Here is a 12,949-nt window from a genome sequence, read left to right as displayed (position 1 = left end):
AGGTTCAAGTCGCATTGGCTTTGCGCCTCTGACTCGAGCTGACCCTGGATGGGGGTCAGCGAGTAATTGGGATTATGACAGGAAAAGGACGCCCTTTTTGATGATTGGAGCGGGCAGGCACGCAGCAGGCGCTGCGGCGGTGATCAGGCCAGTTGCTGGTCGATAAAGGCAATCAGCTGTGCTTTGCTCATGGCACCCACTTTGGTGGCTGCCAATTGGCCGCTTTTGAAGATCATCAGGGTGGGGATGCCACGAATGCCAAACTTGGCCGGAATATCGCGGTTTTCATCGACATTCATTTTGGCAATTTGCAGTTTTCCTTCATAGGTCGCCGATACCTCATCGAGGATAGGTGCAATCATTTTGCATGGACCGCACCATTCTGCCCAGTAATCAACCAGCACGGGCACATTGGATTGCAGGACGTCGCCTTCGAACGATGCATCGGACACATGTTTGATCAGTTCACTGGCCATGATTTTTCCTAAATTGATAGTTTGAAAAGAATACAGTGGCGAAATTGTGACAGAAACCAAACCAGTGTTCCAAGGCATGGACTTGTTGAGGGCCAGAGGCTGAATCGGAGACGGTATTGCCAGGACACCGGAGCGGTTCTAATTGGCGGATATCAAAGAGAATCAGGTTGAATGATGAAAAAAGTAGCGGTGGTAGGTGCCGGTCCGGCTGGTTTGATGGCGGCTGAGGTGTTGTCTGGCGCCGGTGTGCAGGTGCTCTTGTTCGACGCCATGCCCAGTATTGGCCGGAAATTCCTGTTGGCAGGCAAAGGCGGCCTGAACCTGACGCATTCCGAGCCGGCCGACTTGTTTGCTGCCCGTTACGGACAGCGCCGTCAGCATATTGAGGCACTCTTCAAGTTCTTCGATGCCGGGCAGGTTCGGTCCTGGGCGGCTTCGCTTGGCATTGAAACCTTTGTTGGTAGTTCCGGGCGTGTTTTTCCAGTTGACATGAAAGCAGCGCCCCTGCTGCGGGCCTGGCTGACGCGTCTGCGTCATCCCAAAAAGGGTCTGCCAGTGACATTTTTCATGCGTCACCGCTGGACCGGCTGGCACAAGACGGTCAAAGCAGATACCAGGGTTGACACCGCAGCCACCTTGCTGGACTTTGACACGCCGCAGGGGCCCATCCAGGTGCGGGCCGATGCTGTCGTGCTGGCGCTGGGTGGGGGCAGTTGGGCGCGTCTGGGTTCTACCGGTGCCTGGGTGCCGTGGCTGAAGGCCCAAGGTGTGGCGGTGGCCCCGTTGCTGCCGGCCAATTGCGGTTTTGATGTGAAAAACGGTTGGAGCACGCACTTTGCTGGCCGTTTTGCGGGTTTGCCGTTCAAGTCCGTGGCGATGGCGTTCACCAGCACGGCGGGGCGCGAATTTGTCCGCAAGGGTGAGTTTGTCGCTACCGCCACGGGGGTTGAGGGTAGCCTGATTTATGCTGCTTCGGGTTTGCTGCGGGATGAGATTCTGGCCAGTGGGTCAGCCACCTTGCATCTGGACTTGCTGCCTGACATGTCCTTTGAACGCGTACTTGCCGAGGTACAGCATCCGCGTGGCTCGCGTTCATTGTCAAGTCACCTCAAGAGCCGGTTGCATATTGATGGCATCAAGGCGGCCATTCTGTATGAGTTGTTGAGCAGGGAACAATTGGCCGATGGGCGGCAGTTGGCGCAGGCGATCAAGGCCCTGCCAATCACCGTGACGGCGGCACGTCCGCTGGACGAAGCCATCAGCAGTGCTGGCGGTGTGTTGTTCGAGGCCATGACCGGGCAATTGATGCTGGAGACTTTGCCGGGTGTGTTTTGCGCCGGTGAAATGCTGGATTGGGAGGCCCCCACAGGAGGGTATTTGTTAACCGCTTGCCTTGCCAGTGGTGTATGCGCGGGGCGGGGGGCTTTGACTTACGTCAGGACCATGCAAGCTGAAAGTTCATAATTATGAATTCAGTTTTATAAATATCGGAGACAGCCCATGACCTCATACGCCGAATTTCACCAACGATCTCTCTCTGACCGCGACGGTTTCTGGGGTGAGCAAGCCCGGTTGGTGGACTGGAAGGTCCAGCCCAGCCAGATCTGCGACTACAGCAAGCCACCGTTTGCCAAGTGGTTCGTGGGGGGTGTTACCAACCTGTGTCACAACGCGGTAGACCGTCATCTGAAAGACCGTGCCGATCAGGCCGCGCTGATTTTTGTCTCGACCGAGACCGATCAGGAAAAGGTGTACTCGTTCCGTGAACTGCACGCCGAGGTCCAGCGCATGGCAGCGGTGCTGAAGGAACTGGGTGTGGGCAAGGGTGACCGGGTCCTGATCTACATGCCGATGATTGCCGAAGCGGCATTTGCCATGCTGGCGTGTGCGCGCATCGGCGCGATCCACTCGGTGGTCTTTGGCGGTTTTGCTTCTGGATCGCTGGCTTCCCGTATTGAAGACGCCGAACCCCGGGTCATCATCAGTGCCGATGCCGGTTCGCGCGGTGGCAAGGCGGTGGGCTACAAGCCGCTGCTGGACGAAGCTATCAGTCTCTCAAAATACAAGCCCGAGTCGGTCCTGCTGGTGGATCGCGGTCTGGTGCCGATGGCACTGGTGGCCGGTCGTGACAAATTGTGGGCACCGCTGCGCAACAAACACCTCGACACGGTGGTTGAATGCGAATGGGTCGACGCTACTCACCCAAGCTATACGCTCTACACCAGTGGCACCACCGGCAAGCCCAAGGGGGTGCAACGCGATACCGGCGGTTATTGTGTGGCACTGGCCGCCAGTATGAAGCACATTTATGCCGGCAACGCGGGGGAAACCTATTTTTCGACCAGCGACATTGGCTGGGTGGTGGGCCACAGCTACATCATTTACGGCCCGTTGATCGCCGGCATGGCGACCATCATGTACGAAGGTCTGCCAACGCGCCCGGATGGTGGTATCTGGTGGAGTCTGGTGGAAAAATACAAGGTGACGGTGATGTTCAGTGCACCCACCGCCGTGCGCGTGCTCAAGAAGCAGGACCCGGCGCTGTTGTCCAAATACGACCTGTCGAGCCTGCGCGCGTTGTTTTTGGCGGGGGAGCCGCTGGATGAACCCACGGCACAGTGGATCAGTGAGGGTCTGGGCAAGCCGATCATCGACAACTACTGGCAAACTGAAACCGGCTGGCCCATTTTGTCGCTGTGCAACGGCGTTGAAAAAGCGGTCAGCAAGTTTGGCTCACCCGGCAAGGCGGTGTATGGCTACAACGTCAAATTGCTCGACGACCAGACCGGTGAAGAGCTGACCGGCGCCAACCAGAAGGGCGTGGTTGCCATCGAAGGCCCGCTGCCACCCGGCTGCATGCAGACCGTGTGGCGTGATGACGAGCGCTTTGTCAACACCTACTGGAAGAGTGTGCCTGGCAGGCTGGTCTACAGCACCTTTGACTGGGGCGTGCGTGATGCCGACGGCTACTACTTTATTTTGGGCCGCACTGACGACGTGATCAACGTCGCCGGCCATCGCCTGGGCACGCGCGAGATCGAGGAAAGCATTTCGGCGCACCCCAATATCGCCGAAGTGGCGGTAGTCGGTGTGGCGGATCAGCTCAAAGGTCAGGTGGCGATGGCGTTTGCCGTGGTCAAGGACGCCAGTCTGCTGACCGATGAAGCCAGTGCGCTCAAGCTGGAAGGCGAAATCATGAAGCTGGTCGATCGCGATCTGGGCGCAGTGGCCCGACCTGCTCGTGTGCGCTTTGTCACGGTGTTGCCCAAGACGCGCAGCGGCAAGTGCCTGCGCCGTGCCATTACCGCGGTGTGCGAGGGACGTGATCCGGGTGATCTGACCACCATGGACGACCCCGCCGCCCTGCAGCAAATCAAGGACCTAGTCAACGCCTGATCTAGGGTCAAAACTTTCTGTCAGGATTGTTCTGCCTTTCGGTGGCACAATCCCGTCCTGCATTCGGCCCTTCCAACGCCACTGTCGCATCCGCCAAACGGTCAAGCCGTGACGCGGGAGGTTAATCAACCATCAGCTTTAACCAGCTAAAGTTTCCTCAAGGGAAATGAAAGTCAGCGAAATATGAGTGAGACCAATACGGTTTATCAAGCCTATCAGGCGAACACCTACCTTTTTGGTGGCAACGCCCCGTACGTCGAAGAGATGTATGAAAACTACCTGGCCAATCCAGGCAGTGTGCCAGAGACCTGGCGTGACTATTTCGATTCCCTGCAAAACGTTCCGGCGGTAGACGGCAGCAATGCCAAAGACGTTGCACACCAGCCTGTCATCGATGCTTTCGCGCAACGCGCCAAGGCGGGTGGCACCAAGGTGGTGGTGGCCAGTGTGGACGCCGAAATGGGCCGCAAGCGCACGGCGGTGCAGCAATTGATTGCTGCCTATCGCAACGTAGGTGCCAGTTGGGCCGATCTGGACCCTTTGAAACGCACCGAGCGGCCGAATATTCCGGAACTCGACCCCGCCTTTTACGGCTTCAAGGATGCCGACCAGGAAACCGTGTTCGACACCAGTAACACGTTTTTCGGCAAGGACAAGATGCCCTTGCGCGAGTTGCTCAATGCGCTGCGCGAAACCTACTGCGGTACCGTGGGCGCAGAGTACCAGTACCTGACCGACCAGACGCAAAAGCGCTGGTGGCAGCAAAAGCTGGAAAGCGTGCGCAGCAAGCCCAATTTCAACGCAGACCAGAAAAAACACATTCTTGACCGTCTCACAGCCGCTGAGGGCCTGGAGCGTTTCCTGCATACCAAGTATGTCGGTCAGAAGCGTTTTTCATTGGAAGGTGGCGAGAGCTTTATTGCCGCCATGGACCAGCTGATCCAGCAGGCCGGCAGTCTGGGCGTGCAGGAAATCGTGATCGGCATGGCTCACCGCGGTCGCCTCAACGTGCTGGTGAACACCCTGGGCAAAATGCCCGCCGACTTGTTTGCCGAGTTTGACCACACGGCACCCGAAGACCTGCCTGCCGGTGACGTGAAGTACCACCAGGGTTTCAGCTCCGACGTGACCACGCCCGGTGGCCCGGTGCACCTGAGCCTGGCGTTCAATCCTTCTCACCTTGAAATTGTCAATCCGGTGGTCGAGGGCTCGGTGCGCGCCCGCATGGACCGGCGTGCCGACCCCACGGGTCGTCAGGTGCTGCCGGTGCTGGTCCATGGTGACGCAGCCTTTGCCGGCCAAGGTGTCAACCAGGAAACCCTGGCGCTGGCGCAAACCCGCGGTTACACCACGGCGGGTACCGTGCACCTGATCATCAACAACCAGATCGGCTTCACCACCTCGGACCCGCGTGACTACCGCTCCACGCTGTATTGCACCGACATCGTCAAGGGCGTTGAAGCGCCGGTGATGCACGTCAACGGCGATGATCCTGAAGCCGTCGTGATGGCCATGCAATGGGCGCTGGAATACCGCATGACGTTCCGCAAGGACGTGGTGCTTGACATCATCTGTTTCCGCAAGCTGGGCCACAACGAGCAGGACACGCCAGCGCTGACCCAGCCGCTCATGTACAAGAAGATTGCGGCTCACCCCGGCACCCGCAAGCTGTACGCCGACAAGCTGGCTGCGCAGGGCCTGGGTGCCACGCTGGGCGATGACATGTTCAAGGCCTTCCGCGCGGCGATGGATGCGGGCAAGCACACCGTGAACCCGGTATTGACCAACTTCAAGAGCAAGTACGCGGTGGATTGGTCACCGTTCCTGGGCAAGAAGTGGACCGACGCGGGTGACACGGCGATTCCTTTGGCCGAATGGAAACGCCTGGCCGAAAAAATCACCACATTGCCGGCCAGCCTGACGGCCCATCCGCTGGTGAAGAAGGTCTACGATGACCGCGCCGCCATGGGGCGCGGTGATATTCCGGTGGATTGGGGCATGGGTGAACACATGGCGTTTGCGTCGTTGGTGGCCAGTGGTTATCCGGTGCGTTTGTCGGGTGAAGACTGTGGCCGGGGCACCTTTACCCACCGTCATGCGGTCATTCATGACCAGAGCCGTGAAAAGTGGGACGAGGGTACCTATGTGCCGCTGCAGAATGTGGCCGAAAACCAGTCGCAGTTTGTCGTCATTGACTCTATCCTGTCGGAAGAAGCGGTGCTGGGTTTTGAGTATGGCTATGCCTCGAACGACCCCAACACGCTGGTGATCTGGGAAGCCCAGTTTGGCGACTTTGCCAACGGCGCCCAGGTGGTGATTGACCAGTTTATTGCCTCGGGTGAAGTCAAGTGGGGGCGTGTCAATGGCTTGACCATGATGCTGCCGCATGGCTATGAAGGCCAGGGTCCTGAGCACTCATCGGCGCGTGTCGAGCGCTTCATGCAACTGGCGGCCGACACCAACATGCAACTGGTGCAGCCGACCACGGCGAGCCAGATTTTCCATGTGCTGCGCCGTCAGATGGTGCGTAACCTGCGCAAACCGCTGGTGATCTTTACGCCCAAATCGCTGTTGCGTCACAAGGATGCGGCTTCCCCGCTGACTGAATTCACCAAGGGTTCCTTCCAGACCATCATTCCGGATCAAAAGGTGCTCAAGGGTGACAAGGTCAAACGTGTGATTGCCTGTTCCGGCAAGGTGTATTACGACCTCGCCAAAAAACGTGACGAAAAGGGCAGCGACGATGTGGCCATTATCCGCGTCGAGCAACTCTACCCGTTCCCGCACAAGGCCTTTGCCACGGAGCTGAAAAAGTACCCTAACGCGACCGAGGTGGTGTGGACGCAGGACGAGCCGCAAAATCAGGGGGCGTGGTTCTTTGTGCAGCACTACATTCACGAGAACATGCTTGAGGGGCAAAAGCTGGGTTACTCCGGCCGGGTGGCATCGGCGTCACCGGCGGTGGGTTATTCGCATCTGCACCAGGAGCAGCAAAAGGCGTTGGTGGAAGGCGCTTTTGGCAAGCTCAAAGGTTTTGTCCTGGCCAAATAAGGTCCAACCCCACGTCAATCCGTTTTGGCCAGACGTTCGTCCGTCGTCCAAACCCTCAAGATTATTTTTGAAAGAATTGTTATGGCAATCGTAGAAGTCAAAGTCCCGCAACTCTCCGAATCAGTGGCCGAAGCCACCCTGTTGCAATGGAAGAAAAAAGTCGGCGACGCTGTCGCTGTGGATGAAATCCTGATCGATGTCGAAACCGACAAGGTTGTGCTCGAAGTACCGGCACCTTCGGCAGGCGTGATTGTCGAAATCATTGAACCCGATGGCAGCACGGTTGCCGCTGACCAGCTGATCGCCCGTATCGATAGCGAAGGCGTGGCGGGTGGTGTGGCTGCGCCGGTGGTACCTGTGGTGGCGGCGATGGCGGCTGCTTCTGCCCCTGCTGCTGTTGCTGCCGTGCCTGCCAGCGCTTCCATGGCTGGCGTGGCCATGCCGGCGGCTGCCAAGCTGATGGCCGACAAGCAGTTGGCTGCTGGTTCTGTGGCCGGCACAGGCAAGGATGGCCGCGTGACCAAGGGTGACGTGCTGGCCGCCGTGGCGGCCCCCAAACCCGCCGTGGCACCTGCGATGCCGGCGGCCAAACCAGCCGCACCTCTGCTGCCCCAGGTGGCAGCCCCCGCCAGCAGCCTGGCGGCTTCACTTGAAGGCCGTCCGGAACAGCGCGTGCCCATGAGCCGTCTGCGCGCCCGCGTCGCCGAGCGTCTGCTGCAGTCGCAGTCCACCAATGCCATTCTGACGACGTTCAACGAGATCAACATGGCACCGGTGATGGAAATGCGCAAGCGCATGCAGGAGCGCTTCGAGAAAGAGCACGGCGTCAAGCTGGGCTTCATGAGCTTCTTCGTCAAGGCCGCGGTGCATGCCCTGAAGAAGTTCCCGGTGCTCAACGCCTCGGTGGACGGTACCGACATTGTTTACCACGGCTTCTTCGACATTGGCATTGCGGTGGGCTCTCCCCGTGGCCTGGTGGTGCCGATCCTGCGCAACGCCGACCAGATGAGCTTTGCCGACATCGAGAAAAAGATTGCCGAATTCGGCGCCAAGGCGCGTGACGGCAAGCTCGGCATGGAAGAAATGACCGGCGGCACCTTCTCGATCAGCAACGGCGGCACCTTTGGTTCCATGATGTCGACCCCCATCATCAACCCGCCGCAAAGCGCGATTCTGGGTGTGCACGCCACCAAAGATCGCGCCATGGTCGAAAACGGTCAGGTCGTGGTGCGTCCCATGAACTACTTTGCCATGAGCTACGACCACCGCATCATCGACGGCCGTGAAGCCGTGCTGGGCCTGGTGGCCATGAAGGAAGCGCTGGAAGATCCGGCCCGCTTGTTGTTTGATATTTGATCTATCTGGCATGACCCACCCGCAACGGCGCGCGACCTGCGCCCGTAATCGGTGGGTTTTTTCAATTTGAAATAATTTTGCGGGACAGACCGCAGTGAATAGGAAGTCAAAAAATGAGCAAGCAATTTGATGTGATCGTGATTGGCGGCGGCCCCGGCGGTTACATTGCCGCCATTCGTGCCGCCCAACTGGGCAAAAACGTGGCCTGTGTGGACGAATGGAAAAACGCCAAGGGTGGACCGGCGCCGGGCGGGACCTGCACCAATGTGGGGTGCATTCCTAGCAAGGCGTTGCTGCAATCGAGCGAGCATTTTGAGCAAGCCAGCCACCACTTTGCCGATCATGGCATCACGGTCAAGGGCCTGAGCATGGACGCCGCCAAGATGGTGGCGCGCAAGGATGCGGTGGTCAAGCAGAACAACGATGGCATCCTGTACCTGTTCAAAAAGAACAAGGTCAGCTTCTTCCACGGTCGTGCTTCGTTTGCCAGGGCCGTTGAGGGGGGCTATGAAATCAAGGTGGCGGGCGCAGCTGAAGAAACGCTGGTCGGTCAACAGATCATTGTGGCCACCGGCTCCAATGCCCGAGCGCTGCCCGGTGCGGCATTTGACGAGTCCATGGTGCTGTCCAACGAAGGCGCCTTGGCATTGACGGCCGTGCCGAAAAAACTGGGCTTGATCGGCTCCGGCGTGATTGGTCTGGAAATGGGTTCGGTCTGGCGCCGTCTGGGTGCCGAGGTGACCATTCTGGAAGGCCTGCCGGAGTTCTTGGGTGCGGTCGACCAGCAAATTGCCAAGGAAGCGCACAAAGCTTTTGTCAAGCAGGGCCTCAAGATCGAACTGGGCGTCAAGGTCGGTGAAGTCAAGGTTGGCAAAAAAGGTGTCAGCGTGGCCTGGACCAGCGCCAAGGGCGAGGTCCAGACGCTTGACGTTGATAAATTGATTGTCTCGATTGGCCGGGTACCCAACACCACCGGCCTGAATGCTGAAGCGGTTGGCCTCAAGCTCGACGAACGCGGCGCGATTGTGGTCGATGCTGACTGTCAGACCAACCTGCCTGGCGTCTGGGCGGTGGGCGACGTGGTACGCGGCCCGATGCTGGCACACAAGGCCGAAGAAGAGGGTGTTGCGGTGGCCGAACGCATTGCGGGTCAGCATGGCCATGTCAACTTCAACACCATCCCCTGGGTGATTTACACCAGCCCCGAGATCGCCTGGGTCGGTCGTACCGAGCAGCAGCTCAAGGCCGATGGCGTCGCCTACAAAGCGGGGACTTTCCCGTTCCTGGCCAATGGTCGCGCCCGTGCCTTGGGCGACACCACAGGCATGGTCAAGATGCTGGCCGATGCCGCTACCGATGAGATTCTGGGTGTGCACATTGTTGGTCCGATGGCCAGCGAACTGATTGCCGAATGCGTGATGGCAATGGAGTTTCGTGCCAGCAGCGAAGACATTGCACGCATCTGTCATGCGCATCCGTCCTTGAGTGAGTCGACCAAGGAAGCAGCCCTGGCGGTTGACAAGCGTACCCTGAACTTTTGAATCGCGATGAAGGTGGCTGCAGGGACTTGACTGGCAAGTTCAGGCAGCCATTTTTTCAGTGGCCAGTCACAAGTGACCGTTAAAAAAATCTACCAAGCTGAGTTGCTGGCGCGTGGTTACAGCGCGGACCCGGCGCAACTGCGCGCCGTGCAGGTACTGGAGACTTGCGCCCGCGAGTGGGGTAAGTTTCGCGAGATGCGCTCCAATGCGCTCAAAAAGCTCATCAACCGCCCACCCATCCCGCGTGGTATCTACATGTTTGGCGGCGTTGGTCGGGGCAAGAGCTTCCTGATGGATTGCTTTTATACAGCCGTGCCATTGAAGCGTAAAACGAGGCTGCATTTTCACGAATTCATGCGCGAGGTGCACCGGGAACTGGCCAGTATGCAGGGCACGGCCAATCCGCTGAATGTTTTGGCCAAACGTATTGCTGCAAAGTACCGGCTGATTTGTTTTGACGAGTTTCATGTGTCAGACATCACCGATGCCATGATATTGCACAGATTGCTCAATGCCTTGTTTGAGCAAGGTGTGGGCTTTGTCACCACTTCCAATTTCAAACCCGATGACTTGTACCTTCACGGCTTGAATCGCGACCGATTTTTGCCCGCCATTGTCTTGTTGAAGGCCCATCTCCATGTGATCAATGTCGACAACGGTACCGACTATCGGGGGCAAACCCTGGCTCAACTTGAGCTTTTCCACTTTCCCTTGGGTGAGGCGGCAGACGAGGCCATGCGCAGCGCTTTCGAGCAACTGGCAGAAACACCGGATGAAGACCCGACCCTGCAGATCGAGGCGCGCAAAATCCATGCCCGACGCAAAGCCGGTGGTCTGGTGTGGTTTGACTTTAATACGCTCTGTGGCGGACCGCGCTCACAAAACGATTACCTTGAAATTGCGAGCCAGTTCCATACGGTGCTGCTCGGCAATGTGCCGCAAATGCCACCCCGCATGTCCTCCGAGGCGCGCCGTTTTACCTGGCTGGTGGATGTGCTTTATGACCGACGGGTTAAACTGATCATGTCTGCGGCTGTGCCCGCAACCGAGCTTTATACGGAGGGTCTGATGGCCAATGAGTTTGCTCGCACCGTGTCGCGTCTGCAGGAAATGCAGTCCGCCGAATTCCTGGCCTTGAGTCGTCGGGATGTTGATACCTGCCTGACATGAGTCAGCGCATCATTTTTGTCCTGGTCTGCCTGCTGGTGTCAACCTTGCAGGCACAGGTCGTCCCCGAACCATTGTCAGCAACCCCATTGCAGTTGCAAGAAGAGCGTTTGCACATTGAGCGTGTGCGTACGCAATTGCTGGCTGAGGCTGAACTGGCCAATGCCGCCTGCTATCAAAAATTTGCGGTATTTGACTGTCAGCGCAACATCCGTTTAAAAAACCGCCGGGTACTTGATGAGCTGCGACGTCAAGAATTGAGGTTGAATGACCTGGAGCGCCGTGCCAAAGCCAACAATGCACTTGACAAGATCAAGGACAAAAGTTTGACTGGGCCCCAAGGTCTGGATTCAAACCCATTGGTACCACCGGCAGATCGTTGAAACCTGCCGGCTCATCCGGGCAAGGGTTCAAATTTGACGACCACCATCGACAGGTTGTCGCCAGTGCCACGGGCTCGAGCCCTGGCTTTTTCGATCAGGAATTCAGAGGCCTCCCGGGGTGCCAGTGTGGACAGGATATCGCCCAGTTCGGTATCGTTGAAGTAATGCCAGAGGCCATCACTGCAGGCCATCAAAATGTCACCCGGGGTCATCTGCGGGATGTGATGCAGGCTGACCGACGGTGCATTGTCCGAACCCAGACAACTGACCAGAATATTTGATTTTGGATGGTTTTGGGCCTGCTCAGGCGTGATTTCCCCGCGATCTACTAGGAGCTGAACGTACGAGTGATCAAGCGTGCGCTTGACCAGATGGTTGCCGTGGAAGTGGTAAATACGGGAGTCGCCTGCATGAATCCAATGACAGTCCCCTGTGGGGTTCAGCAGAAAAGCCGCGATGGTGCTGTGCGGCTCCTGCTCAGATGAAATGGCAATCAGTTTGATCACCGTATGGGCCTCGATGAGCAATTGTTTCAGCATGACCTGTGGGTCATCGGTGGCCGGGTCATAGCGTTCAAAAAGCTGGCGTGCGGTCATCATGACCTGGTCCGAGGCTTTGCGGCCCCCACTGCGGCCCCCCATGCCATCCGCCAGGACGGCCAGCAGACACCCTTTGACGCGGGAATGACTGAGCACAGTCACCTGATCCTGCTGGTAATCGCGGTCTCCTTTGTGAATTCCGGTTGACGCCGTGAGTCGGTAGGCATTGGGCTTCATGCAGTTACCAGATCTTCCACCAAGGGTCATTTCTGGGTTTGAAACCGTGCACCAGATAAGGGGTTTGCGGGTAATTTTTTTCAAGCACACGCAAGCTGTCGTCGCGCAGTGTGGTCATTCCCAGCGCATCATAGGATTTGACCATGATAAACAGGGCTTCTTCGAGGGCTGGAACCCCCTGGTAGTCTGCAAGAGCGGTTTGGGCCCGATTGATTGCCGCCAGATAAGCACCGCGTGCAAAATAGTAGCGTGCCACGTGCACTTCTGATTGCGCCAGGGAGTTCACGATGTAATTCATGCGTTGGCTCGCTTCTGGGGTGTAACGCGAGTCGGGAAAGCGATTCACCAATTCCTTGAACGACTCAAACGAATCCTTGGCTGCTTTCTGATCGCGTTCGGCCAGGTCCTGACGTGTCAAACCGGAGAACAAACCCAGATCATCATTGAAATTGACAATGCCTTTGAGGTAAAGGGCGTAGTCCAGCGCCGGACTAGCAGGGTGCAGTTTGATGAAGCGGTCCAGCGTGGCGATTGCCAGCACCGGCTCGCCAGCCTTGTAGTGGGCATAGGCCTTGTCGAGTTGTGCCTGTTGGGCGAGCGGTGTTCCTGCCGCGCGGCCTTCCAGTTTCTCAAAGAGGGTGACGGCCTTGTCGTACGCCCCTACGCTGAGTTCGTCCTTGGCCTCGGCGTAAATCTTGTTGGGACTCCATTCTGCAGTGGGGTCCGTCACCGTGGTGGCGCAAGCGCTCAGGAAAACAACGCCAGCCGCCAACATCCGGACGCAGAGGGCAGATAATTTGGCA

At 57.9% G+C, this 12,949-nt stretch carries 10 protein-coding genes; 7 read left to right on the top strand and 3 right to left on the bottom strand.

Annotation, left to right across the window (positions count from 1 at the left end; translation table 11 throughout):
- Positions 1-143: 143 nt before the first annotated feature.
- Positions 144-476: a thioredoxin TrxA gene (trxA, locus tag NDJ10_RS07735; RefSeq protein ID WP_296160937.1), complete on the bottom strand. Its 333-nt coding sequence runs from the start codon at positions 474-476 to the stop codon at positions 144-146.
- A 174-nt stretch (positions 477-650) separates the two neighbouring features.
- Here trxA and NDJ10_RS07730 point away from each other — a divergent pair, with 174 nt between their 5' ends.
- The 7 genes from NDJ10_RS07730 (at position 651) to NDJ10_RS07700 (ending at position 11,370) form a co-directional block, all read left to right on the top strand.
- Complete coding sequence (locus NDJ10_RS07730) at positions 651-1,940, top strand: TIGR03862 family flavoprotein (RefSeq protein ID WP_296160935.1); 1,290 nt, start codon at positions 651-653, stop codon at positions 1,938-1,940.
- A 36-nt stretch (positions 1,941-1,976) separates the two neighbouring features.
- A complete protein-coding gene (locus tag NDJ10_RS07725) occupies positions 1,977-3,872 on the top strand; it encodes a propionate--CoA ligase (protein ID WP_296160813.1) in 1,896 nt (631 codons plus the stop codon).
- Between the two features lie 183 nt (positions 3,873-4,055).
- On the top strand, positions 4,056-6,923 hold the full coding sequence (locus NDJ10_RS07720) for a 2-oxoglutarate dehydrogenase E1 component (RefSeq protein ID WP_296160811.1): 2,868 nt from the start codon (positions 4,056-4,058) through the stop codon (positions 6,921-6,923).
- A gap of 81 nt (positions 6,924-7,004) precedes the next feature.
- On the top strand, positions 7,005-8,279 hold the full coding sequence (odhB, locus tag NDJ10_RS07715; protein ID WP_296160809.1) for a 2-oxoglutarate dehydrogenase complex dihydrolipoyllysine-residue succinyltransferase: 1,275 nt from the start codon (positions 7,005-7,007) through the stop codon (positions 8,277-8,279).
- 113 nt (positions 8,280-8,392) lie between these two features.
- On the top strand, positions 8,393-9,820 hold the full coding sequence (gene lpdA / locus NDJ10_RS07710) for a dihydrolipoyl dehydrogenase (RefSeq protein ID WP_296160808.1): 1,428 nt from the start codon (positions 8,393-8,395) through the stop codon (positions 9,818-9,820).
- Between the two features lie 72 nt (positions 9,821-9,892).
- Positions 9,893-10,990 carry a cell division protein ZapE gene (gene zapE / locus NDJ10_RS07705; RefSeq protein WP_296160806.1) on the top strand — a complete coding sequence of 366 codons (1,098 nt, stop codon included), beginning with the start codon at positions 9,893-9,895 and terminating at the stop codon, positions 10,988-10,990.
- Between the two features lie 35 nt (positions 10,991-11,025).
- The gene (locus tag NDJ10_RS07700) at positions 11,026-11,370 is read left to right on the top strand and encodes a hypothetical protein (protein ID WP_296160803.1); all 345 of its coding nucleotides are present in this window, start codon (positions 11,026-11,028) and stop codon (positions 11,368-11,370) included.
- Between the two features lie 11 nt (positions 11,371-11,381).
- On the opposite strand, the gene NDJ10_RS07695 is transcribed toward NDJ10_RS07700, so the two are convergent.
- Both NDJ10_RS07695 and NDJ10_RS07690 read right to left on the bottom strand, forming a co-directional pair.
- Positions 11,382-12,146: a protein phosphatase 2C domain-containing protein gene (locus NDJ10_RS07695; protein WP_296160801.1), complete on the bottom strand. Its 765-nt coding sequence runs from the start codon at positions 12,144-12,146 to the stop codon at positions 11,382-11,384.
- A 4-nt stretch (positions 12,147-12,150) separates the two neighbouring features.
- Positions 12,151-12,921 (bottom strand): outer membrane protein assembly factor BamD, encoded by a 771-nt coding sequence (locus tag NDJ10_RS07690; RefSeq protein ID WP_296160799.1) that lies wholly within the window; start codon positions 12,919-12,921, stop codon positions 12,151-12,153.
- Between the last annotated feature and the right edge of the window lie 28 nt (positions 12,922-12,949).

Origin of the sequence: Rhodoferax sp., from assembly GCF_023700745.1 — a bacterium.
Taxonomy (GTDB): domain Bacteria; phylum Pseudomonadota; class Gammaproteobacteria; order Burkholderiales; family Burkholderiaceae_C; genus Rhodoferax.
Note: the sequence above shows the minus strand (reverse complement) of the source record. Positions and strands in the feature narration are given on the sequence as shown.

What these genes read in the sequence shown, in the direction of transcription:
- trxA (WP_296160937.1), bottom strand. Translation starts at nt 476, where the DNA reads ATGGCCAGTGAACTGATCAAACATGTGTCCGATGCATCGTTCGAAGGC.
- NDJ10_RS07730 (WP_296160935.1), top strand. Translation starts at nt 651, where the DNA reads ATGAAAAAAGTAGCGGTGGTAGGTGCCGGTCCGGCTGGTTTGATGGCG.
- NDJ10_RS07725 (WP_296160813.1), top strand. Translation starts at nt 1,977, where the DNA reads ATGACCTCATACGCCGAATTTCACCAACGATCTCTCTCTGACCGCGAC.
- NDJ10_RS07720 (WP_296160811.1), top strand. Translation starts at nt 4,056, where the DNA reads ATGAGTGAGACCAATACGGTTTATCAAGCCTATCAGGCGAACACCTAC.
- odhB (WP_296160809.1), top strand. Translation starts at nt 7,005, where the DNA reads ATGGCAATCGTAGAAGTCAAAGTCCCGCAACTCTCCGAATCAGTGGCC.
- lpdA (WP_296160808.1), top strand. Translation starts at nt 8,393, where the DNA reads ATGAGCAAGCAATTTGATGTGATCGTGATTGGCGGCGGCCCCGGCGGT.
- NDJ10_RS07695 (WP_296160801.1), bottom strand. Translation starts at nt 12,146, where the DNA reads ATGAAGCCCAATGCCTACCGACTCACGGCGTCAACCGGAATTCACAAA.
- NDJ10_RS07690 (WP_296160799.1), bottom strand. Translation starts at nt 12,921, where the DNA reads ATGTTGGCGGCTGGCGTTGTTTTCCTGAGCGCTTGCGCCACCACGGTG.